Consider the following 23533-nt stretch of genomic DNA (forward strand, 5'->3'; position numbering starts at 1 on the left):
CGACGCTCGAAGGGCACGTTGTTGTCGCTTTCCGCGAGGAAAAGCGACAACAACGTGCCCTTCGGCGGTTCTCAGCGGTCGGGGTCGGAGACGAGCTCTACCTCGATCTCGTCGCCTGCTCCGCGGCCCGTGTTCTTGCGGGTCTCGGCGTTGAACGAGACCAGGTAGCGGCCTCCCATCACGCCGATCGTCGTCTTGTACGTGTAACCGCCGTCGATGGTCACCACGACGGGCACGCGCTTGCCGCGGTCGAAAGCGAGCACGACCTCCTCGGGGACGACGATGCCGACGTTGTTGCCGCCGGTGGACTCGAGCACGGTGCGGAAGACGGTCATCGGACCTCCAGCGTCAGGATGAGGACTCAGGATGAGGACGCGGCGAGCCTACTCCCCGCGCCCGCTCAGGGGTTCTCGTAGGTGCCGTCGAGTCGAGCTCGGGCGATGACGTGACCGCTCATCGCGCGTACCGCGTCCTCCAGGCCGAAGGACGCGGGGAGGTCGAGCCGCCGGTCCACGGCGAAGAGCTGGAAGACGTAGAAGTGCGGCCCGTGGGACGGCACCGGCATCGGGCCGTGCCAGCCGCGGGAGCCGAGCGAGCCGCGGCCGTACACGACCCCGGGCGGCGGGGTGCGGCGGGCGAGCGCGCCCTCGGGGAGGCCGCCGAGCGCCGGATCGATGCCGCGCGCGATCGTGTGCACGGCGGGCTGCGCGCGGGGGCGTCGGGGTCTTCGACGATGAGCACGAGCTCCTCGGTCGCGACCGGCGGCGGCGTCCACTCCAGCGCGGGCGACAGGTCCTGCCCGAAAAGCCTCCCCTTGTATGCCGACGGGATGGGGGCGCCCTGCGCGAAGGCTCGGCTCGTCAAGGCGAACGATTCGGGCGCCCGGAGGTCGGTGCGCTCCCAGACGACCTTCTCGTGACCGGCTCGGCGGTCGCGCAGTGCGCGTCCGATGGGATTCGGCATGGTGAGGCGCCTCTCGGTCGGGAGCGGGACCTCCCGACTCTACGACGCGCTAGCGGATGTAGGACGCATCCGGCCCGGTCTCCCCCGTGTTCTCGCGCGGCTGGTCGCGCAGCTCGCTGAGCTCGGCGACCGCACTCTCGATCGCGTCGAGCGCGAGGCGTATCGGCTCGGCCCAGGCGTCGGGCGCCGCGGCGGTCGCTCCGGCCGCGGCGGCGAGCTTCGCGCGGGCGGCTCGGATGGCCTCTTCAGCCGTCTCCAGATTGTCCATGCCCGTATTCTCGCCCTGCCACCAGCACCGGTCGAGGGGCACGTCCCCGGCGGATCAGCCAGACGGTGTCGCGGGTGAACGACTCCACCAGCAGAAGGAGCGCGACACCCACCAGCAGGCTGTCGAGACCGGGCAGGAGACCGCTGGCCGCGACCGCCAGCGCGATTCCCGCGTACGCGGTGACGACCTTGCGCCAGTACCGGAACGGAAGCGTCGCCCGCATCCGGGGCAGCATCCAGCCGGCCACGACGAACGCGTAGCGCAGCCCGCCGATCGCGACCACCCAGAGCCCCAGCGCCGGCGCGACGTACACGCTCAGCACCAGCAGCAGGAACGCGTCCACCTCCATGTCGAACCGGGCGCCGAGCTCGCTCGTCGACCCGGTGCGCCGGGCGACCCAGCCGTCCACCGCGTCGAGGGCCAGCGCCGGCACCACGAGACCGACCAGCAGCGCGACCGGGATCGGGTCGCTGAACGACGCCACGACCAGCCCGGTGATCACCCCCACCAGCGCCGAGCGCATCGAGGTCACCATGTTCGCCGGGCCAAACCGCTCCGACCGGCGGCGCTGGAGGCCGCGGACCAGCAGCGCGTTCGACACCGCCAGGTAGGCCACGACGGCGAACCATCCGGAGGCCGGCAACGGCGTCATCCACCACACCAGCTCGAGCCCTCCGGCCAGCAGCACCACCATCGCGCCCGCCCCGGCCCAGCCGATCGCGGCGAGTTGAACCCTTTTCACGTGCGCCTCGTGTCTCGTCTGTGAACGCCGCTGCACTGTCAACCCTTGTGCCGAGCGGCCTTGTCTTAACACGCTGCATGTGGACGGATGGTTCAGAGAGGGGTGATGACGTGCTCGAAGCCACCGCATTCTGGGTCGAGGAACCGGGGGTCGGCGCCCTGCGACGCCACCCCCTCGCCGGCGCGGGCGCCGAGGAGGTGCTCGTGCGCACGCTGTACACGGGCGTCAGCCGCGGCACGGAGTCCACGGTGTTCTCGGGGCGCGTCCCCGACAGCCAGCGGGAGCGGATGCGCGCGCCGTTCCAGGAGGGCGACTTCCCCGGTCCGGTGAAGTACGGGTACCTGAACGTCGGCGTCGTGGAGCAGGGGCCAGGCGAGCTCGCCGGCCGCACGGTGTTCACGCTGTTCCCGCACCAGTCGGCGTTCGTCGTCCCGGCCTCCGCGGTCGTGCCGGTGCCGGAGGGGGTGCCCGCGCGCCGCGCAGTGCTCGCGGGAGCCGTCGAGACCGCGGTGAACATCCTCTGGGACGCGGCGCCGCTCGTCGGCGACCGCATCACGATCGTAGGCGCCGGCATGATCGGCTGCTGCGTCGCGCGGCTGGCGCACGGCATCCCCGGCGCGGAGGTGACGCTGGTCGACATCGACCCGTCGCGACGGCGGATCGCCGACGACCTGGGCGTGAACTTCAGTGAGCCGGAGGCCGCCCCCCGCGACCGCGATCTGGTCGTCGACACGAGCGGGTCGGAGGCCGGGCTGCGGCTCGCGCTCGAGACCGTCGTGACCGAGGGCGAGGTCGTCGAGGCGAGCTGGTTCGGCGACCGCGGGGTGAGCATCCCGCTGGGCGAGGACTTCCACTCGCGCCGGCTCACGATCCGCTCCAGCCAGGTCGGCGTCGTGCCGCCCGCGCGCCGCGACCGCCGCAGCACGACCGATCGACTGGCGCTGGCCCTCGACCTGTTGCGCGACGACGCGTTCGACCGGCTGCTGACCGGGGAGTCCGCGTGGCGGGACCTGCCCGACGTGCTCGCGCGGATAGCGGCGGGCCCCGGCGACGAACTCTGCCACACGATCGACTGGAGGGACGCCTGATGCCGTTCACCGTGACCGTACGCGATCACCTGATGGTGGCGCACAGCTTCACCGGCGAGGTCTTCGGGCCGGCCCAGCGCCTCCACGGTGCGACGTTCGTCGTGGACGCGAGCTTCGGCGCCGACGAGCTCGACGCCGACGGGGTCGTCGTCGACATCGGACGTGCGACTGCAGCACTCGCCGAGATCACGGGCGCGCTGACCTACCGCAACCTCGACGACGAACCGGAGTTCGCGGGGACGAACACGACGACGGAGGTGCTCTGCCGGGTGATCGCCGACCGGCTGGCGGAACGCGCCGCGGCCGGTGAGCTCGGCCGCGCCACCGGGCTGACCTCCATCGCTGTCACCCTGCACGAATCGCACATCGCCTGGGCGACCTATTCGAGGCCGTTGTGAACGGGGAGGTCACGGGGCGACGGGTCTTCTTCGTCGTGCCGGACGCGATCGACGATCCCGAGCGCGTCAGCGGCGGGAACCTCTACGACCAGCGCGTGCGCGACGGGCTGCGTGCCGACGGCTGGGAGGTGCGGATGGTGCTCGTCACCGGCCGCGGCGCCGGCTGGACAGGGCGCGCGCTGGCGCAGTTACCCGAGGGCGCGCTCGCCCTGGTCGACGGCCTGCTCGCCGCGCGTGAGCCGGAGGCCCTGATCGCGCACGCGTCGCGCCTCCGTCTCGTCGCAGTCGTGCACATGGTCGACGGCCTGCTGACCGACGATCAGACCGCGGCGCTCCGTGTCGCACACCGCATCATCGCGACCAGCGGCTGGACCCGCGCGGAGCTGCTGGAGCAGGACGCCGCCGACGCCCACCGCATCGTCGTCGCGCACCCCGGGACCGATCCGGCGCCCGCGACCGAGGCCTCCGCGTCGGGAGGCCGGCTGCTCTGCGTCGCGGCTGTCGCGCCGCACAAGGGCCACGACCTCCTCGTCCGCGCGCTGATCGGCTTCGCCGACCGTGACGACTGGACGTGCACCCTCGTCGGCTCGCTGCACGTCGATCCCGACTTCGTGGAGGCGCTGCGGACGCAGCTCGACACCGTCGGATTGGCCGACCGGGTCCGGTTCGCCGGTGTGCTCCACGGGAGCGCCCTCGAGGCGGCTTACGCGGGAGCGGACCTCATGGTCCTGCCCTCCCGCACCGAGAGCTACGGCATGGCGGTCGCGGAGGCGCTCGCGCACGGGGTCCCCGTGCTCGCGACGGCGGTCGGCGGCCTCCCCGAAGCGATCGCCGTGCCGCAGGCCGCCGTGCTCGTGCCGCCCGACGACGTGTGGGCGCTGCATGTCGTGCTGCAGCAGTGGTGGGCCGACCCGGAGCGGCGGCGGGCCCTCACGGCTGCGGCGCTGGAGGCCCGCGCGGCCGGGCGGTCGTGGCGCACGACGACGTCGATCGTCGAGTCGGCGCTCGACGCGGCGCTCGCGGACGAGGGACGTACGGCCGGCCGAACGGAGGTCGTGCCGTCATGAGCGGGCTCCTGGAGGTCAGCGTCGACTGGCTCGCCCTGCGCGAGGCGGAGGACGCCCGCGCACGCTCGGCGACGCTGGCGTCCGCACTGCCCGGGCTCCTCGGCGCAGGCCCGTTCACCGTGCACGACCTCGGCAGCGGCACGGGTTCGATGATGCGCTGGCTCGCGCCGCGCCTCCCCGGGCCGCAGACCTGGGTGCTGCACGACTGGAACGCGAGCCTCACGGCGCGCGCGTCGGAGGGGCGACCTCCGCGCGACCGTGCGGGGCGGCCGGTCGGGATCCGCTCGCGCATCGGCGAACTCGACCGGCTCGACGCCTCCGCGCTGCGCGGGGCCTCGCTCGTCACCGCCTCCGCGCTGCTCGACGTGCTGACCGCGGCCGAGGCGCACGCCATCGTGGAGGCGTGCGTGGCAGCGGCCGTGCCCGTCCTCCTGTCGCTCAGCGTCACCGGCGATGTCGCCCTGACGCCGTGGGACCCGCGCGACATCCGTTTCGCGCGCGCGTTCAACGCGCACCAGCGGCGGGAGGTCGCCGGACGCCGCCTCCTCGGTCGCTACGGCGCCACCCTGGTCGGCGGCCTGTTCCGGCTGGCCGGCTGGAACGTTCGCAAGGCGATCACGACCTGGCAGCTGGACGCGGGCGACCGCCTCCTGCTCGCGGAATGGTTCGACGGCTGGACCGCCGCCGCCGTGGAACAGGAGCCGGGTCTGCTCCGCGAGAGCCGAGGGTATCGGGAGTTGCGGTGGGCGCAGCAGGCGCGCGGCGAGCTCTCCGCGACGGTGTACCACCTGGATCTGCTCGCGTGGCCGCGATGACGATCCGGACGGCGGCGCCGCCGCGACGATTGCACGCGCCAGAAGAGGCCGGCGCTCCGACTAAGGCGCGCGTGCGCCGGCTGCTCTCGTCGAGCGGGTTCCGCATCGCGGCGCGGATGATCCTGGGCGCCGCGGTGCTCGTGGCGATCGTCGTGCGCGTCGGCGGCGAGCCCTTCCTGCACGGCCTCGCGAGCGTCAACGTGCCCGCCATCGCGGCCTCCCTCGCCCTGTTCGCGGCTGCGACCGCGGCGGCCGCGTGGCGCTGGACGATCATCGCCCGCCGGCTCGGCGCCTCCCTGCACTGGTGGAGGGCGGTCGGCATGTACTACCGCTCGCAGTTCGTCAACACGGTGCTCCCGGGCGGCGTGGTCGGCGACGTGCAGCGCGCGGTCGACCACGGCCGCGCCTCGGAGCGCGCCGGAGCCGCCGGAATCGGTGCGGCCGCGCGGGCGGTGGCGATCGAGCGCGTGCTCGGCCAGGGCGTGCAGGTGGTCCTCTCGATCGCCGTGCTGGCGGTCGTCGGCATGGAGTTCGAGAGCGTGCTGCTCCCAGCGCTCGGCATCGGCCTGGCCGTGGTCGCGGTCGCCGTCGCCGCCGCGACGCTCGGCAGCGGCCGGGTGCGGCGCGCGCTGCGCCGGGAGGCCGCGGAACTGCGGGCGGGGCTCGGCTCGCTGCGCGTCGGCGTGCAGGCGGTCGTAGCCTCCCTCATCGTCTGCGGCTGCCACCTGGCGATGTTCGCCGTCGCGGCGTCCGCGGTCGGCGCGGCCGTGCCGCCCGCTCGCCTGCTCGCCCTCGCGGTCGTCGTGCTGCTCGCGGCCTCCGTCCCCGTGAACGTCGGCGGCTGGGGGCCCCGCGAGGGCGCCGCCGGATGGGCGTTCGCCGTCGCCGGGTTCGGTGCGGCGGCCGGCGTCTCGTCCGCGACGCTGTACGGGGTGCTCGCCCTCATCGCGGTGGCGCCGGGCGCGATCGTCGCGTGGGTGGCGCCGCTCGTCGCGAGGAGGAGGACCCGATGAGCGGAATGGGCCTCGCCATTGCCGATGCACGCGTCGACCTCGCCGCGAGAGCGGAGGAGACTCGCCGTATGAGCGACCTGCCGTACGTCACCCTCAGCTGCTGCGTCTCCCTCGACGGCTACCTGGACACCGCGCGGCCTCCGAAGCTCACGCTGTCGAACGCCGCCGACTTCGACAGGGTGGACGAGGTCCGCGCCCAGAACGACGTCATCCTCGTGGGCGCCCGGACCGTCAGGCGCGACAACCCGCGGCTCCTGGTGCGCAGCGGCGAGCGGCAGGACCGCAGGGAGGCCTCCGGGAGGTCGCGCACGCCGTGGAAGGCGACCGTCACGCTGTCGGGCGACCTCGACCCGACGGCCCGGTTCTTCACGCTGGGCGACACCCCGAAGCTCGTCTACTGCCCGCGCGACGCTGCACCGGGTCTGCGCCGCCGCCTCGGAGGGCTGGCGACTGTCGTCGCACTCGGCGACGAGCTGCGGATGGCCGACCTCCTCACCGACCTCGGCGAGCGCGGCGTGCAGCGGCTGATGGTGGAGGGCGGGGGCACGACGATCACGGAGTTCCTCGTCGACGAGCTCGTCGACGAGCTGCAGGTCGCGATCGCTCCGTTCTTCGTGGGAGACCCCGCCGCCCCGCGGTTCGTCGGAGCCGGGGACTTCCCCTGGACGAGCGACCGGCGGGCTCGGCTCGCGGAGGCGCAGCCGATCGGCGACGTGGTGCTGCTGCGCTATGCGCTCTCGGAGCGGTTCGGGGAGTCGCCGTGAGCAGGACGCGCACCCGTCGACCGAGATCGCGGACGTGGTCCACCATCCTGACGGTCCTCTCCGCCGTCACGGTGTTCGTCGCCGCCGTCGCTCCCGGCCTGGTCGACTCCGGCTCGCCGCTCGCGCTCGCCCGCGTGCCGATCGAGTGCCTGCTCGGCCTGGTCGTGCTGATCCTGCTGCCGTGGCGCTGGGCGCGCCGCACCGTCGCGATCATGCTGGCCGTGCTGCTCATGGCGGCGACGCTGCTCGCCGCCCTCGACCGCGTCTTCGTCGCGACGGTGGGCAAGCCGTTCGATGTCGTCTCCGGCTGGTCGGAGCTCGTCGACGGTTACGGCGTCGTCAGCGACTCCGCCGGCACGCTCGGGGCTGCGGCCCTCCTTGCGCTCGTGGGGCTGCTCGCCGCCGCGGCCGTCGCCGCGATCGCGGCCTCCCTGCTGCACCTGGCGCACGTGCTCCGCCGCCGTCGGCGTGCGAGCCTGATCGGGGCGTCGGCGCTGACGGCCGGCTGGCTGGTACTGGCGCTGGTCGGCACGCAGCTCGTCGCCGGTGAGCCGGTCGCGGCAGCGGACTCTGTCGCGGCGGCGACCTCCAGCGTCGACCAGGTGGAGGTCGCCGCCCGCGACCAGGCCATCTTCGATCGCTCGGCGGCGAGCGATCCGTATGTGCGGCTGCCCGCCTCCGACCTCCTCACCGGTCTGAAGGGCAAGGACGTGCTCGTGGTGTTCGTCGAGAGCTACGGGCAGGTCGCTGTGCAGGGCACGTCGTTCTCTCCCGGGGTGGATGGCGTTCTCCGCAGCGGGGAGGCGGGGCTCGCGGCGCACGGGTACTCGGAGCGCAGCGCCTTCCTCACCTCCTCGACGTTCGGCGGGATCAGCTGGCTCGCGCACTCGACCCTGCAGACCGGGCTCTGGGTCGACTCGCAGCAGAAGTACGACCAGATCACGGCCACCACGCGCTTCACCCTCAGCGACGCGTTCCGCAAAGCCGGCTGGCAGACCTTCAGCGATGTGCCGTCGGACACCAAGCCGTGGCCCATCGGGAGCTCGTTCTACCACTGGGGCAAGCAGCTGAACGCGAAGAACGTCGGCTACAACGGTCCGACCTTCAGCTACGCGCGCGTGCCCGACCAGTACACCTGGTCGTACCTCCAGCAGCACGAGCTCGGCGTGCCGCACCAGCCGCTGATGGGCGAGATCGACCTCGTGTCGTCGCACACCCCGTGGACGCCGCTGCCGCACCTGCTGCCCTGGAGCGCCATCGGCGACGGCTCGGTCTACGACCCGCAGCCGGCCGAGGGCCTCCCGCCGAGTGTGGTCTGGCAGAGCCCGGAGCACGTCCAGCAGCTCTACGGGCAGTCGATCCAGTACACGATGGGCGCGCTGTTCTCGTTCCTGACGACGTTCGACGACCCGAACCTGGTGCTCGTCGTGCTGGGCGACCACCAGCCCGCCACTGTCGTCAGCGGGGTCGGCGCGAACCACGACGTGCCGATCAGCATCATCGCGAAGGACCCGACCGTGATCGACCGGATCGGCTCGTGGAAGTGGCAGCCCGGGATGCTCCCCTCGGCGAGCGCGCCGGTGTGGAAGATGGACACGTTCCGCAATCGGTTCCTGTCGGCGTACGGGCCGTGAGCGAGGGAAGGCGAAGGGGCCGCCCCGCGCGGGAGCGGCCCCTTCGTCGGCGCGCTCAGGCCGACTGCGGCACCGTGTCCCGCGACGTCTTCTCCTCCAGCTCCCCGCCGTCGACCGTCGCGTCCGGCTCGGCGCGCTCGGCGTCCGCCACGTCGTCGGAGAACGGCTCACCGCTGCGCGGAGCGTTGTAGAGGTCGAGGTCGAGGATGCCCTCCCGCTTGGCGACGATCGTCGGCACCAGTGCCTGGCCGGCGACGTTGACCGCGGTGCGGCCCATGTCGAGGATCGCGTCGATGGCGAGCAGCAGGCCGACGCCGTCGAGCGGCAGACCGAGGGTGGACAGCGTCAGCGTCAGCATGACGATCGCTCCGGTCGTGCCCGCGGTCGCCGCCGACCCGACTACCGAGACGACGACGATCAGCAGGTACTGGAGCAGATCCAGGTGGATGCCGTAGAACTGCGCGACGAAGATCGCGGCGATCGCCGGGTAGATCGCGGCGCAACCGTCCATCTTGGTGGTCGCGCCGAGCGGAGCCGCGAAGGACGCGTACCCACTCGGGACGCCCAGGTTGCGCTCCACGACCCGCTGCGTGAGCGGCAGGGTCCCGATCGACGACCGGCTGACGAAGCCCAGCTGCACCGCGGGCCAGACGCCGGAGTAATACTGACGGATCGACAGCCCGTTGCTGCGCACGATGATCGGGTAGACGACGAACAGCACGATCGCGAGCCCCAGGTAGACCGCGAAGACGAACCAGGCGAGCGAGCCGATCGTGGTCCAGCCGTAGGTGGCGACGGCATTGGCGATCAACGCGAACGTGCCGAGCGGCGCGAGCCGGATGATCCACCAGAGCACCCGCTGCACGATCTTGAGCGCCGAGTCGGTGAAAGTCAGGAAGGGCTCCGCCTTCCTGCCCACTTTCACCGCCGCGATGCCGATAGCCGCCGCCACGACGATCACCTGCAGCACGTTGAAGCTGACCGCGGAGGTGGCCGTCGCGGTGCCGTTCGCCACGTCCACGTGGGTGTTCACCTGGGCGCCGACGAAGTTCGACGGCACCAGGCCGATGAGGAAGTTCCACCACGTCGCGGTGACGCCCGGGTCGGACGCAGCCAGCTCACCGTGCGAGGCACGGCTGCCGGGTTGGATGACGACACCGAGCGCGATGCCGATGCTGACCGCGATGAACGCTGTGATCGCGAACCACAGAAGCGTGCGGCCGGCGAGCCGCGCGGCGTTCGACACACGGCGCAGGTTGCCGATGCTGGAGACGATGGCGAGAAAGACCAGAGGGATCACCGCAGCCTTCAGCAGTGAAACGTACGACTGCCCGATGGTGTTGAGCGTCGCCGTGAGTCCGTTCGGCTGCCCGCCGGGCTCGCCGAGTTGCCGCGCGATCAGCCCGGCGACGATGCCGAGCACGAGTGCGGCCGTGACCTGGACGCCGAACGAGCGCAGCCAGCGTGGTCCCCGGCGCGTCGGCCGGGCCGGGGGTGAGGTGGAGGAAGAAGTCATGCGCTCACGGTAGAACGCAGCGTCTAGGTCCACCCGCCCCGCCGGAAACATACCGAAACATACGCGGGCCGCATCGGGAGTCCTGCGGAGCCTCTCGACTCCCGCTGCCCACAGCTCGTCACGGCTCGGCGGGGAACGAGCGCCGCGCGACGAGCACGACGACAAGGCCGGCGATCACGAGCGCCGCGCCGACGAACGGCAGCCAGCCGAGCCCCGGCCCGGCGAGGACCGCCGCACCCACCGCCGCTCCGGCGCCGATACCGATGTTCGCCGTGGAGTTGATGAGCGCGCCGATCACCTCCGGAGTCGCGCCGCGGGTGCGGATCGCCGCCGTCTGGAACACCGAGGCCACACCTCCGAAGCCCGCGCCCCACAGCACCGCGGCGGCCAGGATGCCGGCCAGCGCGGGGAAGGTCACGCCCACTCCGATCAGGCCGGCCGTCACGGCCGTGAGCAGGATGAGCACGGTCGCGCGCGGCCGTCGGTCGAGGGTCGCCGCGGCGAACCAGGTGCCCACCAGGCCGACCGCGCCCATCCCGAGCAGCACCGGACCGACGGCAGCGGGTGGGAGGCCGGTCGCCAGCAGCAGAACCGACACGAACGTGTAGACGGTGAACTGCCCGAGATAGACCACGGCGTTGGCGGTCGACACGATGCCGAGCCGAGTGCGGCGCGCTCCCACGCCCTCCCCGCGGTGCGCAGTGCCGCCTCCCGGAACCGGCGGCAGCAGCACGCCGACGATCACGACGGCGAGCGCGCACACCCCGGCGAGGACGCCGAACGCGGCACGCCAGCCGAGAGCGGTGCCGAGGGAGGTCGCCAGAGGGACGCCCAGCACGAATCCGGCCGAGGCCCCCGCCGTGACCAGTGCCAGCGCGCGGCCCGTGAACTCCGTGCGCACCAAACGAGAGGCGTACCCGATGCTGACGGAGAAGAAGAGCGCGTGCGCGATGCCGCCGAACGCCCGGCCGGCCGCGAGCACGGCGAAGTTCGGCGCGACGGCGACGACGGCGTTGCCAAGGGTGTACGCGACGAGGGTGGCCACCAGCAGACCCTTGCGCGACAACCGCGCGGTCGAGAGCGTCAGCGGCACGGCCAGCACCGCCACCATGAACGCGTAGACCGTGACGAGCAGCCCGGCGACCGAGTCGGTCACGCCCATGTCGTGGCCGATGGCCGGAAGCAGCCCGACCGGGAGCATCTCGGTCGTCACAGCGAGGAACGTGGCCAGCGTCAGCGCGACCAGGCCGCCCGCGGCATCCCGGACGGTGGCAGGGGTCCAGGCGGAGGCGGGAGGCACGGTTGAGATGCTAGTCCCGACGCGATTGAACCTATTCTGGGGTTCGTTCGTGTTCCCGATGAGGCCTTCACGCGGGAGGCCCGGACCGGAAGCGGGTAGCACCATGACCGAAAACCGACAGGGTCCCCTGTGGCTCCTGCGCATCCTCAGTGCGATCATCCTCGCCGCCGTGGGCGGCATCCACCTGTTCCTCATCTTCGACGGCGTCGGCGGCCTGCTGGGCACGATGTTCGTCCTCAACGCCATCGCGGCATTCGTGCTGGCCGTCGGGATGCTGGTGCTCCGCGGCACCTGGCTGCGCATCGCCACCATCCTCTCGCTGCTCTTCCTCATCGCGAGCCTGGCAGCCCTGCTGCTCGCCCTCACTGTCGGCCTCTTCGGCATCACCGAGGTGTGGAGCTTCACCCTCGTGCCCGAGACCGTCATCATCGAGTCGATCGGGATCGTCGTGCTCGCGATCACCTCGGGGGTCTCGATGCGGCGGCGGGCGCGCGTGGCGTAGGGGCTAATGGAGCAGGCGCAGCGCGTGAAGGCACCGGTCGGGTCCGCTCACACCCACGCCACCCCAGCCACCTGCGTGTTGAACGGGACGAACGGCGTGTGCAGCCGGTAGCGCTCCACCTCGACGCGCGCGAATCCCGCGCGGCGCACCGCGCCCTCCAGGTCGCGTTCGCATGAGCAGCCCTCGAAGGTCCACGCCCAGGGGCGGCGGAGCACGCGCTGGGCGAGGCGGGTCGCCGTGCCGGAGGGAGCGCAGACGTGCTCGACGAAGCGGAAGGAGCCTCCTGGGCGGAGGATTCGGCGCACCTCGGCGAGCACGGCGTCCGGGTCGCCGACGGTGCAGAGCACGAGTGAGGAGATCACCGCGTCCACGCTGGCGGACGGGAGGCCTGTGCTCTCGGCCATGCTCTCGTGCAGTTGAAGGCTCACTCCGCGGCGAGCGGCGGCCGTGCGCAGCCGGGCGTGCATATACCGGTTGGGCTCGATCGCGACGAGCGTCGTGCCCGGCCGGAGGTGGCGGAGGTTCGCACCCACCCCCGATCCCAGCTCCACGACCTCGGTGGGGAGGTCGGCGAAGACCCGCTGCTTGTGCCGGCGCAGGGAATGGTCGATGTAGCCGTCCATGATCCGGAAGAACGCGGCGTTGAAGCGGCCGCGGGCGGGATGCTGCTCGAAGACGGCAGCAGCCGGGTCGGTCGAGGTGGAGGCGGGATGAGTCATGCCCCAAGCCTCGCCGCCGTCTCCCGGCGACGCAGGCGGGGAACTACCTCACTTCGCCGGCGTCGGCCGGTCGCGCTGGGCCGCGTACCAGGCGGCGACCTGGGCGCGGGAACGGAAGCCCAGCCGCAGCCGGATGCGCTCCACGTGGCCTTCGGCCGAGCGCTCGTCGATGCCGAGGCGGTCGGCGATCTCGCGGTTGGTGCGGCCCTCCGCGATCAGCGCCGCGACCTCGTCCTGGCGTGCGGTCAGCGTGCCGGCGCCGCGGCGGGCGGCGCGCAGTCCGAGGAACCTCCGGATCGTCGCGACCAGCTGGTGCGCGTCGCCGACGTACGGAAGGTGCGAACGGCCGGGCAGCACCACCAGGCTCGAGTCGGGGATGCCCGCGGCTAGCGCCTCCGCCTGCGCGAGCGGCGCAGCGCGATCGTGGTCGCGATGCACCACGAGGGTCGGCGCCCGCACTCCGTCGAGGAGGTCGCCGACGTCGAGCGCATAGCTCAGCGCAAGCAGCGCGCGGGCGTTAGTCGCATCGGAGGAGGCGCGCTGGTAGCGGCCGAAGAGCTCGCGCGTCGTGGGGTGCGCGTCGGGCGCGAAGATGTCGGTCAACACGTCGGAGCCGAGGCCCCAGTGCGACTCGACCAGGCCGAGGACGTGGTCGCGCACCGCCGGCGGCGAGAGCTCCGACCCCGACCTCCAGCCGCCGTAGAGCACGAGGCGGCGAACGCGTTCCGGGTGCGCCGCCGCCCACGCAGCCGCGATCGACGCGCCCATCGAGGCGCCCATCAGGTCGAACGGCTGGCGTCCGAGAGTGTCGGCCACGGCGTCGAGCTGCTCCAGTTCGAACTCGAGCGAGGGAGGCCGGGTCGACGGCGCCGACAACCCGCAGCCCGCCCGGTCGTATCGGACCAGCAGGCAACCCTGCGCCAGGCTCTCGAAGTAGGCGCGCTCCTCCGGAACCTCCCAGCTCAGCTGCAGATGGCTCACCCAGCCCGAGACGTAGAGCAGCGGACGCCCGTCGCCAACGGTCGCGAACGCCAGCTCGGTGCCGTCCGTCGTTGTCAGCCGGCTGATCCGCTGCTGCATGGCTCCATTGTGGCCGCGGACGGTCGGCGCGGCGATGCCGTCTTCTGCGGCGGCTCTCCGGGGCTAGCATGACGCGACATGGACGATCTCACGCTCACTCGGCCCGATGCGACCCTCGCCTACGACATCTCCGGCGACGGACCCCTGGTGGTGCAGGCGCACGGGCTGACCTCGAGCCGCGACGCGGAGGTCGAACTGCTCGACGTCCGTTCGCTGGCGGCGGGAGGCCACAGGCTGGTCCGCTACGACGCCGCGGGGCACGGCCGGTCGCCGGGCTCCGACGACCCCGAGCTCTACCTCTGGACGACGCTCGCGGACGACCTGATCGCCCTCCTCGACGAGCTCGGTGCGGACGAGCCGGTGGACGCCATCGGCGTCTCGATGGGGACCGGCACGATCCTGACGGCGGCGGTGCGGCACCCCGAACGATTCCGCCGGCTGGTGCTGGCCCTCCCGCCGACCGCCTGGGACACCCGCCCGGCACAGGCCGCGATCTACCTCCAGATGGCGGAGGTCATCGAGACGCAGGGCTGGGACGCACTGGAGGGGCTCATGGCGTCCTCTCCCCTGGCGCTGCCCCCGGTGATGGCCGAACGGGAGCTCGTGCCGCACTTCGAGCTTCGGCCGGAGACCGCCCCGTCGGTGCTGCGCGGCGCAGCGCGGTCCGATCTCCCGGCGCCCGATGCGCTCGCGACCCTGGGGATGCCGGTGCTGCTCCTGCCGTGGGCGGGCGACCCGGGTCATCCGCTGTCGACGGCCGAGCGCCTCGATGGCCTGCTTCCCGACTCCCGGCTCTTCGTCGCCGAGCACGCCGTGGACGCCGACACCTGGCCGGAACGGATCGCCGACTTCCTGCGCTGAGGGAGGCGCCCCCGGCTCAGGAGTCCATGCCGACTGCAGGCTCGCCGACGAACTGGTGGGCCTCCGAGGCGAGCTCGGGCCAGTCCTCCGCGTCGGCGATCGAGACCCACGAACCCTTCGGCTCGGCGCGCCCCGCAACGACGGGGGCTGCGACGCCCCGTTCGACGAGGTCGGCGGCGCGCGACCGCGGCAGGTCGACCACGAGCGCGTCGTCGTCGAGGTAGGCGAACAGACGGCCGCGCACGTGGAGGCCGGTGACCGTCACCGAGACGTCCAGGTCGGGGTCGTCGAGCAGCTGCGTGGTGAGCAGGTCGAACGCGACGGAAGGGCTGTCGGTCATGGGAATCCTCTCGCTGGGGTCAGCCTCCATAGAACCGGATTCGTCGACCGACGGCTAGGGCTGTCGATTTCGGCCCCACCGCCGCGTCGTACCGGTGAACAGCTGCCGACCGGCAGCACGAGACGAGGAGGACGACGATGACGAAATACGTTCTGCTGTACCAGGGCGGTACGGCACCCCAGAGCCCCGAAGAGGGCGAACAGCTGACGAAGGCGTGGATGGAGTGGTTCGGCACGGCCGGTGACGCCATCCTCGACCCGGGCAACGCGTTCGGCGCCTCGACCGCCGCGGGGGCCGACCTGCCCGCGAGCGGAGCCACCGGATACTCGGTCGTGCAGGCGGCCTCCACCGCCGCCGTGGAGGGCCTGCTCGTCGGGCACCCGCATCTGACCGACGGCGGACGGATCGAGATCCACGAGACCGTCGACATGTGAGCATCCGGAGGTCAGGCCGGGCGCGCGAGTTCGCGTCCGGCTTGGCCGTTCGCCTGCTGTTCACGTGCGCTTCCCTTCGCGTACCGCGGGCGTCACTAGTTTCCGTTCTTATGAGACTTCACATGTCCCGCGCTGTCGGCGCGCTGGCACTCACGGCCGTCGCGGGCGCGCTCGCGGTCGCGCTGCCCACCGCGGCGAACGCCGCGGACGCACCCTCGGTGCGCATCACCGAGTGGATGTACAACCCGGTCGCGTCCTCCGGCGAGTACTTCGAGATCACCAATCTGGGCTCCGCGCCGGTCAGCCTGGCGGGCTGGTCGTTCGACGACGACAGCGAGACCCCGGGCACCGTTCCGCTGGACAGCCTCGGCACTCTCGCCGTCGGGCAGTCCGCGATCGTCACCGAGTCGGCCGACGCGACCTTCCGCAGCGAGTGGGGCCTCGGGGCCGACGTGAAGATCCTCGCGGGCAACACCACCAACCTCGGCCGTGCGGATGAGATCAACATCTTCGACGGACCCGATCCCGTCGCGAACCTGGTCGACCGCCTCACCTACAACGACCAGGGCACCGGCTCGGTGAAGGGCCCGCGCACGCAGGGCGTCGCGGGCATCCCCACGACGGAGGCCGCGCTCGGCGCCAACGACGCGTCGCAGTGGCAGCTCTCCGCTGTGGGCGACGCCGAGGCGTCGTGGAAGTCGACCGCGGGCGACATCGGCTCGCCGGGGAAGAGCCGCTTCGCTCCGGCGGACACCACTCCGACGCCGGCCTGGGCGAACATCCACATCAACGAGGTGTCGTCCGACAACACCAGCACCCCGGTCGGAGACGCGATCGAGCTGTTCAACAGCGGATCGGCCGACGTGAGCATCGCGGGCTGGCTGCAGATCGACAGCGGCGCCGCGACCGCGGCCACGACGTTCTCGGCGAGGCTCGCGGACGGAACCGCGACCACCGTCGTCCCGGCCCACGGCTACGTGTACTTCGCGTCCACCAAGGGGCTCGGCAGCGGCGGCGACGGGGTGAAGCTGTACCTCCCGGACGGCGCGAACGGCACCGCGGGCACGCTGGTCGACTCCGTGACGTACACCGCGGGCCAGGCAGGAACCGACGAGACCAACAACTTCGGCGCCGGCGCGATCGCGCGCTGCCCCGACGGCACGGGCGCCTTCGTGTCGGTCAAGGACAAGAGCTTCGGCGCCTCCAACGCCGCCGCCTGCCAGAACGTCCTCACCGACCCGACCACCGGCGGAGGCAACCCCGGCGGCGGCCCCACCCTGAACTGCCAGCCGGAGGCCCCGTCGGGCACCGGCACCCTCCCGGCCGGCGCGCTCGCTCCGGCCACGTGGCCCGGCAGCGCCGACGTCACCGTTTCCGACGCGCAGTGCGCCTGGAAGACGACCACCGGCCCCGAGGGTCGCGACGTCAGCGGCCTGGTCTTCGACCCCAACAACGCGAACGTGCTCTACAGCGTCAAGAACAAGAGCTGGGTCTTCCGCATGGTGAAGCAGGGCGGCCTGTGGGTGGCCGACACGAGCAACGGCTGGGGCGCAGGCAAGCAGATCTTCTTCCCAGGCAGCACCGACACCGCCACCAACCAGCCCGACTCCGAGGGCCTGACCATCGGACCCGACGGCGCGCTCTATGTCACCACCGAGCGCAACAACGCGGCCAACACCAACCCGCTGAACTCGATCCTCCGGTTCGACCCGACCCAGTCGGGAACGCAACTCGTCGCGACCGACCAGTGGAACCTGACCGCCGAGTTCCCCGAGCTGCATGCCGGCAACAAGACGGAGGCCAACCTCGGCTTCGAGGGCGTCACCTTCGTGCCCGACAGCTACCTCACGTCGAACGGGTTCGTCGACCAGTCCACCGGCACGACGTACAAGGCCGCCGACTACCCGCAGCACGGCACCGGCCTGTACTTCGCGGCGCTCGAGAACGACGGCAAGCTTTACGCCTACGCGCTCAACAGCGACCACTCGTTCCACCGCGTGGCCGTCGTCGACACCGGCATGGGCCACGTCATGGACGTGCAGTTCAACGCCGACACCCAGCGCATCTGGGCGCTGTGCGACAACACGTGCGGCGTCGTCTCGACCGTGCTGAAGGTCGGCACGACCGGCGCGATCGTCCCCGACGTCGCCTACGCCAAGCCGGCCGGCCTCCCGGTCGACAACCTGGAGGGCTTCGCACTCGCGCCGAGCTCGACCTGCGTCGACGGCACGAAGGAGGCCGTCTGGTCCGATGACGGCGTCTACGGCACCGGAGCGGGCAGCGCGACCGAGGGCCACGCCCTCGACAGCGGGCGGATCGACTGCGACCTCCACCTCGGCTCGCAGGGTGTGCCGAAGCCGGACGCCTGGGACAAGAAGAAGGTCTACTTCAACGGCGACAAGGTGAGCTACAACGGCTCGGTGTTCCAGGCCCTCTGGTACACCTCGGGCGAGACCCCCGGGTCGCAGAAGAACGGCGCCTGGTCGGAACTCGCGACCACCGCGGACGGCAGGACGCTCTGGACGGTCACCCGGCCCTTCAACACCGGTGACGTCGTCGTCTACCAGGGCCGGACGTTCACGGCCCTCTGGTACACCCGCGGCACCACTCCCGGCGGCGTCGGAGGCCCCTGGAGCGAGATCGTCGCGCCGACCACCCCCGGCGGCATCCCCGCCTGGAGCAGCGCCACTGTCTACAAGGGCGGCGAGAAGGTCACCTACCAGGGCCACACGTACCAGGCCCAGTGGTACTCGGCCGGCACCGCGCCCGGCACGAAGAACAGCGCCTGGAAGCTGCTCTCCTAGCGGTAACCCGCGCGACGTGCCCGGAGGCCCCGCCCTCCGGGCACGTCCGCGTCTGCGGGCGGCCGCGTAAAGTGGGCTCGGCCGAGGAGGTGCGCATGCGCAAGATCGTGGTGTACGAGTTGCTCTCGCTCGACGGGGTGGCGGAGGACCCCGACGAGTTCATCGCCGACTGGGACGACGCGATGGACGCCGAGCTCGGCGCCGTGATCGCGTCGCAGGACGCCGTGATCCTCGGCCGGCGCAGCTACGACGAGTGGTCGCGGTTCTGGCCGACGAGCACGATCGAGCCGTTCGCGACGTTCATCAACGGGGTCGAGAAGCACATCGTCACGTCGTCGCCGCTCGACGGGGACTGGGCGAACGCCGCGGCCGTCGAGGGCGACCCGGTCGCGTTCGCCCGACGTTTGAAAGAGGGCGACGGCGGCGACATCGGCGTGCACGCGAGCATCTCGGTCGCGCGGACCCTGCTGGCGGCCGGCGTCGTCGACGAGCTGCGGCTCGTGATCGCGCCGCGGATCGCGGGGAAGGGCCGCCGGCTGCTCGACGACCTCCCGCCGCTGCGGCTGGAGACGATCAGGAACGTCACCTCCGCGACCGGCTACCTGCTGGTCGACTTCCGCATCCTGCGCTGACCCTTCGGAGCGGCCGCGCGTCAGGCGGCGAGGTGGAAGGTGCTCGCGAACCGCGAGAGGAGGTCGCCGGAACCGCGGAGCACCTCCACGACACCCGTCTCGATCGCGTGCGCCGGAGCGAGCTCGCCCGAGATGAGCCGGTGGAGGCCCGGGCCGCTCGCGAAGGCGAGGTCGACCGGGCCGTCCCCGCGGGAGACCGCGAGCGTGGGGCCGTCCACCCGGATGAGGAGGCCGCCCTCCCCGAACCGGGCGCCGTACGCGGTCGACGGTAATGCTGCCGCGACCTGCGGCTGGAACGCGGTGCGCAGCGAGATCGCCATCGAGTCCGGGGTGACGATCTGCTCCTGGCGCGGGTCCTCCATCGCCTTGAACCCCCAGGCTCCGAGCGCGAGCACGACCGGCTCGAGCTCGCGGCCGTACGGCGTCAGCTCGTAGAGGATGATGCGGGAGCGCGGCGCCCGGCGGATGATGCCGGCCGCCTGCAGCTCCTTGAGCCGCGCCGCCAGGATGTTGCTCGGGATGCGGGGCAATCCCGCCGCGAGCTCGCCGTAGCGGCGCGGCCCGACGAGCAGGTCACGGACGATGAGCAGGGCCCAGCGCTCCCCCACCAGCTCCAGGCCGCGCGTGATGCCGTCGTACTGGCCGTAGTCTCGCGCGACCATCGGCCTCAGGCCTGCTGGTTCATGTAGGCCTCAGGGCCCTGCTGCGCGGCGACCGGGTCCATCCAGCCGAACTCGAGGATGTTGCCGTCGGGGTCGGCCAGCTGTCGCTGGTACATGAAGCCGTAGTCGGCGGCCGGGCGCTCCTCGACGCCGCCTGCGGCGGTGCCCGCGGCGATCGTCTTGTCGACGATCTCGCGGCTGTCGAGCATGATCGAGGTCGACGCCGACACGGTCTTCGAGGGCTCGCCGACCGGGCGGTCGGAGAACGTCGAGAAGAACTCGCGCGTGACGATCATGAAGTAGTTGTGGTCTTCGTCGACGACGACGCAGGCGGCGTTGTGGTCGGTGAAGAGCGGGTTGATGGTGAAACCGACCGCCGTGTAGAACGCCTTCGCGCGCTCCAGGTCGGTCACCGGCAGGTTGACGAACATCATCGCGGCCATTGTTGGCTCCCTTGTTCTGGTGGGTTGATGAAACCCATACTTGCAAAAAACAAGTGGGGCGTCAAGAGGCAGGATTTCCCGACCGCGCGCCCTACTCGGTCAGCCGCCGCACCGTCAGCGCTTGCTCCGCGAAGCCGACCGCGCCGTCGCGGTCGTGGAGGACCGAGCGCGTCACACCGAGGCCGGTCGCGCCGAACACGACCTCCGTGTCGAGGCCGAGCCAGCCTCCGCCCGGCGCCCGATGGAGGTGGATGGTCAGGTCGACGTTCGGGAACATCCACCGGGTCGGATGCTCGCGCACGGCGACGCCGTTGGCGGTGTCGACGAGGGTGATCCAGGCGGCCACCGGGTCGATCTCCTCGCCCTCGACGAGGGTGCACTTCGACGACAGCCACGCGATTCCCCGACCGGCCTGCGGAGGCCGCACCGCGCGCGAGTCGAGGGAGGCGACATAGCCGCCGATCCAGTCGTCGGTCATCGACCACGGCAGCGCGCTCTCCGGCGCGGGCAACGACGCAGGAGCGCCGCCGGCGACCTCCGCGGTGTCGAACGCCGAGAGCAGCCAGGCTCGCGCCCGCACCGCCGTTCGCCCGTGGATGACGACCGTCGCCTCGACGAGCTCGATGGTGCGCCCCGGCCGGATGGTCGCGACCGCGACCTCCACCTCGTCGAGGGCGAGGAAGCCCAGGATGTCGAAGCTGATCCGCGCGAGCTGCAGCGCCGGCCCGTCGGGGTTCGCGGCGAAGCGCAGGATCTCGTGCGTGATCAGGCCGCCCAGCGGACTGAAGTGCATCTCGTCGTCGGCCCAGGCGCCGCCGGCGTGCCGGGTCGGGGCGTACCTCCCGCCGCCGAGGGGAACGAAATAGGCATCGGGGGTCGTCTCTGCATCCACGACTCCAACCTAGGCGCAAGCGGCCGGACGGGGAGAGACTGGAGGAATGAACAGGGAGAAGCGACAGCGGGAGGCCGACGCCGAGGCCCGCGCCCAGGCGGCGGAAGCGGTGGAGGCCACCGAGACGGACGACGACTTCATCGACGCGGACGAGACGCTGGAGTCGGAGGAGGAGCCGGGCTAGGCACTGGCCGGCCTGCCCGGCCCGCGCCTCAGCCCGCGTGGCCGTCGACGAACCGCGAGGCAGCCGCTCCGCGCAGGTCGGCGTCCCGCACGAGCGGCGGGATGGTGGGGTCGTTCGGCAGGTCGATGGTCGCGCTGAGCCGGAGGTCGCGCGATGACGCGCCGACGTCGATCGTGAACGTGCCGCCCTCCCGACGCCAGAGACCCACGCGGCCGTCGGCCCGCGTGGCGGCCGAGTCCCAGTAGGCGAAGTCCCGGCTCTCCAGCTCGAATACGGCGCGCGCCGAGGCCCCCGGTTCGAGCCGGAGCTTCTCGAAACCGCGCAGCTCACGGACCGGTCGGCGCACCTCTGCGTCCGGATCGCCGACGTACAGCTGCACGACCTCCGCGCCCGCGACCGTGCCTGCATTCGTCACGGTGCAGGAGACGCGCGCACGACCGGCCGCCGCGTCGACGACCGTCACCTCGAGGTCGCTGTACGCGAACTCCGTGTACGAGAGCCCGTGCCCGAACGGGTACCGCACCGCGCGTCGGAGCGCGTCGTACCAGCGGTAGCCGATGAAGACGCCCTCGCCGTACAGCACGGTGCCGCGCTCGCCCGTCCAGTTCGGGAACCCGGGGGTGTCCTCGAGAGCCAGCGGGAAGGTCTCGGCGACGCGTCCCGACGGGTTGGTGCGCCCGAAGAGCGCGTCCGCGACCGCCGCACCGACACCCTGGCCTCCCAGCCACGATTCGAGGATGCCGTCGACGCGGTCGTGCCAGGGATCCATCGTCACCGGCGACCCGTTCGACAGCACGACGGTGAGGGAGGCTCCCGTCCGCTCCCGCAGATCGGCGAGTGCCGCGATCAGCGCGACCTGGTCGGCGGGCAGCGCGAGCGTGTCGCGGTCGTTCGCCTCCTGCTCGTGCGAGAGCGGGAGGCCGGCGAAGACGACGATCGTCTCCGCCCCCTCCGCGACCGCCACCGCCTCGTCGATCAGCCCGAGCGCCGCGTCGGAGAGCGGCCTCTGACGCAGGCGCTGTACAGCCTCGGCGAGCCGCAGCTCGTCGTGGAGGTACTCGGAGTGCCGGGAGACAGCCGGCCGGTCCGCTTCCGTCGTGACCCCGTGGGCGGCCAGGACGGCGAGGTTGTCGTCCTGGTACGCGTTCCGCGGGAAGTCGAAGTAGCCGGGCGCATACGCGACCCGGTCTCCGGCGATCGCTCGGATCGCGTCGAGCGGCACGTCGACACGGGTCGCATCGACGCCGGAGGAGCCTCCGCCCTGGATGCGCGCGTTCTCGGCGAACGCGCCGATGACGGCGACCGTGCCTCCGGTCTCCGCCAAAGGCAAGACGGGGGCGCCTCCCGCTGGCGTCGGCTCGTTGCGCATCAGCGTGAGGCAGGCGGCGGCGGCCTCCCGCGCCAGCTCATGGTGCTCGTCGGCGCGCAGCAGACCGAGCTGCTCGGCGGTGAGGCGGTCGCCCGCGGCGTGGCCGAGGCGCATGACCGGCCCGTCGACCGCGTCCGCTCCGGGATAGGTGCGCGCGACCAGGGTGAGGACGCGGCGGGCGGCGGCGTCCACGACGGTCTCGTCCAGCTCGCCCGCGCGCACGGCCTCCACCACCTCCGCGACCGTGCGGCCCGCCGTGCCCGGCATCTCGAGATCGAGACCGGCGCGGAGGGCGGCGACCCTGTCGTGCACGGCGTCCCAGTCGGAGACCACCGCGCCCTCGTAGCCCCAGTCGTCGCGGAGCACCTCGGTCAGCAGCCAGCGGTTCTGCGACGCGTGCACGCCGAGGAGGCGGTTGTACGAGCACATCACCGTCCACGGCGTCGCGGTCTTCACGACGCGCTCGAAGGCCGGGAGGTAGATCTCCCGCAGGGTGCGCTCGTCCGCGACGACCGAGATCCTGGTGCGCTCGATCTCCTGGTTGTTGGCCGCGAAGTGCTTGAGCGATGCGCCGACGCCCGTCGATTGGAGGCCGTCGACGTAGGCGGCGCCGAGCTCGCCCGCGAGCAGCGGATCCTCCGCGAAGTACTCGAAGTTGCGTCCGCACAACGGCGAGCGCTTCATGTTCACACCCGGGCCGAGCACGACCTGAACGCCCTCCGCGCGGGCCTCCTCGCCGATGGCGACCGCCACCCGCCTCGTCAGGTCGCGGTCCCAGGAGGCCCCCATCGCGGACGCCGTCGGGAACCCGGTTGCGGGCACCCAGACCATGTCCACTCCGGTCTCCTTGCGGAGCCCGTGCGGGCCGTCGCCGACCTCGATCGCCGGCACCGGCGCGGGCAGGCCGGGCCGGTCGATCGCCTGCGTGAACCAATCGTCGACACCGGAGAGCAGCGACGCCTTCTCCTCCAGGGTGAGAGCGGCGAGGACGTCGTCCACGGCGAACGGCGGGACATGCATGCGGGTGGAGCCTTTCAGAGTCT

General features: G+C 72.0%; 25 protein-coding genes and 1 pseudogene. 13 read left to right on the top strand and 13 right to left on the bottom strand.

Going from position 1 to position 23533, the window contains the following annotated elements; all coding sequences use genetic code 11:
• Positions 1–71: 71 nt before the first annotated feature.
• From ASF88_RS15905 to ASF88_RS15925, 4 genes and pseudogenes are all read right to left on the bottom strand, one after another.
• A complete protein-coding gene (locus tag ASF88_RS15905) occupies positions 72–335 on the bottom strand; it encodes a DUF1905 domain-containing protein (protein ID WP_082519020.1) in 264 nt (87 codons plus the stop codon).
• A gap of 65 nt (positions 336–400) precedes the next feature.
• A pseudogene (locus tag ASF88_RS21010) lies at positions 401–963 on the bottom strand (YbhB/YbcL family Raf kinase inhibitor-like protein).
• A 49-nt stretch (positions 964–1012) separates the two neighbouring features.
• Positions 1013–1231, bottom strand: coding sequence for a hypothetical protein (locus ASF88_RS15920; protein ID WP_055920952.1), 219 nt, complete (start codon positions 1229–1231; stop codon positions 1013–1015).
• Positions 1209–1973: a CDP-alcohol phosphatidyltransferase family protein gene (locus ASF88_RS15925; RefSeq protein WP_055920956.1), complete on the bottom strand. Its 765-nt coding sequence runs from the start codon at positions 1971–1973 to the stop codon at positions 1209–1211. Before ASF88_RS15925 ends, ASF88_RS15920 begins: the two co-directional genes overlap by 23 nt.
• Positions 1974–2083: 110 nt before the next feature.
• Between ASF88_RS15925 and ASF88_RS15930 the strand changes: the two genes are divergently transcribed.
• The 7 genes from ASF88_RS15930 (at position 2084) to ASF88_RS15960 (ending at position 8752) form a co-directional block, all read left to right on the top strand.
• Entirely contained in the window at positions 2084–3061 is a 978-nt protein-coding gene (locus ASF88_RS15930) for a zinc-dependent alcohol dehydrogenase (RefSeq protein WP_235493517.1), read from the top strand.
• Positions 3061–3459, top strand: coding sequence for a 6-pyruvoyl trahydropterin synthase family protein (locus tag ASF88_RS15935; RefSeq protein WP_055920961.1), 399 nt, complete (start codon positions 3061–3063; stop codon positions 3457–3459). Before ASF88_RS15930 ends, ASF88_RS15935 begins: the two co-directional genes overlap by 1 nt.
• Positions 3456–4526 carry a glycosyltransferase family 4 protein gene (locus tag ASF88_RS15940; RefSeq protein ID WP_055920964.1) on the top strand — a complete coding sequence of 357 codons (1071 nt, stop codon included), beginning with the start codon at positions 3456–3458 and terminating at the stop codon, positions 4524–4526. The genes ASF88_RS15935 and ASF88_RS15940 overlap by 4 nt, the downstream gene beginning before the upstream one ends.
• Positions 4523–5341: a hypothetical protein gene (locus ASF88_RS15945; RefSeq protein WP_055920968.1), complete on the top strand. Its 819-nt coding sequence runs from the start codon at positions 4523–4525 to the stop codon at positions 5339–5341. The genes ASF88_RS15940 and ASF88_RS15945 overlap by 4 nt, the downstream gene beginning before the upstream one ends.
• On the top strand, positions 5338–6354 hold the full coding sequence (locus tag ASF88_RS15950; protein ID WP_157498403.1) for a lysylphosphatidylglycerol synthase domain-containing protein: 1017 nt from the start codon (positions 5338–5340) through the stop codon (positions 6352–6354). The genes ASF88_RS15945 and ASF88_RS15950 overlap by 4 nt, the downstream gene beginning before the upstream one ends.
• Positions 6355–6422: 68 nt before the next feature.
• Positions 6423–7118: a RibD family protein gene (locus ASF88_RS15955; RefSeq protein WP_055920974.1), complete on the top strand. Its 696-nt coding sequence runs from the start codon at positions 6423–6425 to the stop codon at positions 7116–7118.
• Positions 7115–8752: a hypothetical protein gene (locus ASF88_RS15960; protein ID WP_055920977.1), complete on the top strand. Its 1638-nt coding sequence runs from the start codon at positions 7115–7117 to the stop codon at positions 8750–8752. The genes ASF88_RS15955 and ASF88_RS15960 overlap by 4 nt, the downstream gene beginning before the upstream one ends.
• A 55-nt stretch (positions 8753–8807) precedes the next feature.
• Here the strand turns inward: ASF88_RS15960 and ASF88_RS15965 are convergent, their stop codons facing one another.
• Together ASF88_RS15965 and ASF88_RS15970 are read right to left on the bottom strand one after the other, a co-directional pair.
• The gene (locus ASF88_RS15965) at positions 8808–10268 is read right to left on the bottom strand and encodes a dicarboxylate/amino acid:cation symporter (protein ID WP_235493518.1); all 1461 of its coding nucleotides are present in this window, start codon (positions 10266–10268) and stop codon (positions 8808–8810) included.
• 118 nt (positions 10269–10386) lie between these two features.
• Entirely contained in the window at positions 10387–11568 is a 1182-nt protein-coding gene (locus ASF88_RS15970) for an MFS transporter (RefSeq protein WP_055920981.1), read from the bottom strand.
• 103 nt (positions 11569–11671) lie between these two features.
• Here ASF88_RS15970 and ASF88_RS15975 point away from each other — a divergent pair, with 103 nt between their 5' ends.
• Positions 11672–12070, top strand: a complete 399-nt coding sequence (locus ASF88_RS15975; RefSeq protein WP_055920984.1) for a hypothetical protein — start codon at positions 11672–11674, stop codon at positions 12068–12070.
• Positions 12071–12117: 47 nt separating this feature from the next.
• Here the strand turns inward: ASF88_RS15975 and ASF88_RS15980 are convergent, their stop codons facing one another.
• Positions 12118–12789, bottom strand: coding sequence for a class I SAM-dependent methyltransferase (locus ASF88_RS15980; protein ID WP_055920986.1), 672 nt, complete (start codon positions 12787–12789; stop codon positions 12118–12120).
• 48 nt (positions 12790–12837) lie between these two features.
• Positions 12838–13869 (bottom strand): alpha/beta fold hydrolase, encoded by a 1032-nt coding sequence (locus ASF88_RS15985; protein ID WP_055920989.1) that lies wholly within the window; start codon positions 13867–13869, stop codon positions 12838–12840.
• A 78-nt stretch (positions 13870–13947) separates the two neighbouring features.
• Between ASF88_RS15985 and ASF88_RS15990 the strand changes: the two genes are divergently transcribed.
• On the top strand, positions 13948–14730 hold the full coding sequence (locus ASF88_RS15990; protein ID WP_055920992.1) for an alpha/beta fold hydrolase: 783 nt from the start codon (positions 13948–13950) through the stop codon (positions 14728–14730).
• A 16-nt stretch (positions 14731–14746) separates the two neighbouring features.
• On the opposite strand, the gene ASF88_RS15995 is transcribed toward ASF88_RS15990, so the two are convergent.
• Positions 14747–15070, bottom strand: coding sequence for an MmcQ/YjbR family DNA-binding protein (locus tag ASF88_RS15995; protein ID WP_055920995.1), 324 nt, complete (start codon positions 15068–15070; stop codon positions 14747–14749).
• Between the two features lie 137 nt (positions 15071–15207).
• On the opposite strand from ASF88_RS15995, the gene ASF88_RS16000 reads away from it, so the two are divergent.
• From ASF88_RS16000 to ASF88_RS16010, 3 genes are all read left to right on the top strand, one after another.
• Entirely contained in the window at positions 15208–15504 is a 297-nt protein-coding gene (locus ASF88_RS16000) for a hypothetical protein (protein ID WP_055920997.1), read from the top strand.
• A 122-nt stretch (positions 15505–15626) separates the two neighbouring features.
• Positions 15627–18308 (top strand): lamin tail domain-containing protein, encoded by a 2682-nt coding sequence (locus ASF88_RS20180; protein ID WP_082519024.1) that lies wholly within the window; start codon positions 15627–15629, stop codon positions 18306–18308.
• A 95-nt stretch (positions 18309–18403) separates the two neighbouring features.
• Complete coding sequence (locus ASF88_RS16010; RefSeq protein ID WP_055921001.1) at positions 18404–18940, top strand: dihydrofolate reductase family protein; 537 nt, start codon at positions 18404–18406, stop codon at positions 18938–18940.
• 20 nt (positions 18941–18960) lie between these two features.
• Here the strand turns inward: ASF88_RS16010 and ASF88_RS16015 are convergent, their stop codons facing one another.
• From ASF88_RS16015 to ASF88_RS16025, 3 genes are all read right to left on the bottom strand, one after another.
• Positions 18961–19602: a winged helix-turn-helix transcriptional regulator gene (locus ASF88_RS16015; RefSeq protein ID WP_055921004.1), complete on the bottom strand. Its 642-nt coding sequence runs from the start codon at positions 19600–19602 to the stop codon at positions 18961–18963.
• A gap of 5 nt (positions 19603–19607) precedes the next feature.
• Complete coding sequence (locus ASF88_RS16020) at positions 19608–20045, bottom strand: VOC family protein (protein ID WP_200935309.1); 438 nt, start codon at positions 20043–20045, stop codon at positions 19608–19610.
• 91 nt (positions 20046–20136) lie between these two features.
• A complete protein-coding gene (locus tag ASF88_RS16025) occupies positions 20137–20937 on the bottom strand; it encodes a thioesterase family protein (RefSeq protein WP_055921007.1) in 801 nt (266 codons plus the stop codon).
• A 46-nt stretch (positions 20938–20983) separates the two neighbouring features.
• On the opposite strand from ASF88_RS16025, the gene ASF88_RS20840 reads away from it, so the two are divergent.
• On the top strand, positions 20984–21121 hold the full coding sequence (locus ASF88_RS20840; protein ID WP_200935310.1) for a hypothetical protein: 138 nt from the start codon (positions 20984–20986) through the stop codon (positions 21119–21121).
• A 28-nt stretch (positions 21122–21149) separates the two neighbouring features.
• On the opposite strand, the gene ASF88_RS16030 is transcribed toward ASF88_RS20840, so the two are convergent.
• Positions 21150–23510: a beta-glucosidase family protein gene (locus ASF88_RS16030; protein ID WP_055921010.1), complete on the bottom strand. Its 2361-nt coding sequence runs from the start codon at positions 23508–23510 to the stop codon at positions 21150–21152.
• Positions 23511–23533: the final 23 nt, after the last annotated feature.

This window comes from Leifsonia sp. Leaf336, from assembly GCF_001423695.1.
Classification (GTDB): Bacteria; Actinomycetota; Actinomycetes; order Actinomycetales; family Microbacteriaceae; genus Leifsonia.

Excerpts from the sequence above, each read along its gene's own strand:
- ASF88_RS15905 (WP_082519020.1), bottom strand. The coding sequence starts at position 335 with ATGACCGTCTTCCGCACCGTGCTCGAGTCCACCGGCGGCAACAACGTC.
- ASF88_RS15920 (WP_055920952.1), bottom strand. The coding sequence starts at position 1,231 with ATGGACAATCTGGAGACGGCTGAAGAGGCCATCCGAGCCGCCCGCGCG.
- ASF88_RS15935 (WP_055920961.1), top strand. The coding sequence starts at position 3,061 with ATGCCGTTCACCGTGACCGTACGCGATCACCTGATGGTGGCGCACAGC.
- ASF88_RS15945 (WP_055920968.1), top strand. The coding sequence starts at position 4,523 with ATGAGCGGGCTCCTGGAGGTCAGCGTCGACTGGCTCGCCCTGCGCGAG.
- ASF88_RS15950 (WP_157498403.1), top strand. The coding sequence starts at position 5,338 with ATGACGATCCGGACGGCGGCGCCGCCGCGACGATTGCACGCGCCAGAA.
- ASF88_RS15955 (WP_055920974.1), top strand. The coding sequence starts at position 6,423 with ATGAGCGACCTGCCGTACGTCACCCTCAGCTGCTGCGTCTCCCTCGAC.
- ASF88_RS15965 (WP_235493518.1), bottom strand. The coding sequence starts at position 10,268 with ATGACTTCTTCCTCCACCTCACCCCCGGCCCGGCCGACGCGCCGGGGA.
- ASF88_RS15975 (WP_055920984.1), top strand. The coding sequence starts at position 11,672 with ATGACCGAAAACCGACAGGGTCCCCTGTGGCTCCTGCGCATCCTCAGT.
- ASF88_RS15980 (WP_055920986.1), bottom strand. The coding sequence starts at position 12,789 with ATGACTCATCCCGCCTCCACCTCGACCGACCCGGCTGCTGCCGTCTTC.
- ASF88_RS15985 (WP_055920989.1), bottom strand. The coding sequence starts at position 13,869 with ATGCAGCAGCGGATCAGCCGGCTGACAACGACGGACGGCACCGAGCTG.
- ASF88_RS15990 (WP_055920992.1), top strand. The coding sequence starts at position 13,948 with ATGGACGATCTCACGCTCACTCGGCCCGATGCGACCCTCGCCTACGAC.
- ASF88_RS15995 (WP_055920995.1), bottom strand. The coding sequence starts at position 15,070 with ATGACCGACAGCCCTTCCGTCGCGTTCGACCTGCTCACCACGCAGCTG.
- ASF88_RS16000 (WP_055920997.1), top strand. The coding sequence starts at position 15,208 with ATGACGAAATACGTTCTGCTGTACCAGGGCGGTACGGCACCCCAGAGC.
- ASF88_RS20180 (WP_082519024.1), top strand. The coding sequence starts at position 15,627 with ATGTCCCGCGCTGTCGGCGCGCTGGCACTCACGGCCGTCGCGGGCGCG.
- ASF88_RS16010 (WP_055921001.1), top strand. The coding sequence starts at position 18,404 with ATGCGCAAGATCGTGGTGTACGAGTTGCTCTCGCTCGACGGGGTGGCG.
- ASF88_RS16015 (WP_055921004.1), bottom strand. The coding sequence starts at position 19,602 with ATGGTCGCGCGAGACTACGGCCAGTACGACGGCATCACGCGCGGCCTG.
- ASF88_RS16020 (WP_200935309.1), bottom strand. The coding sequence starts at position 20,045 with ATGGCCGCGATGATGTTCGTCAACCTGCCGGTGACCGACCTGGAGCGC.
- ASF88_RS20840 (WP_200935310.1), top strand. The coding sequence starts at position 20,984 with ATGAACAGGGAGAAGCGACAGCGGGAGGCCGACGCCGAGGCCCGCGCC.
- ASF88_RS16030 (WP_055921010.1), bottom strand. The coding sequence starts at position 23,510 with ATGCATGTCCCGCCGTTCGCCGTGGACGACGTCCTCGCCGCTCTCACC.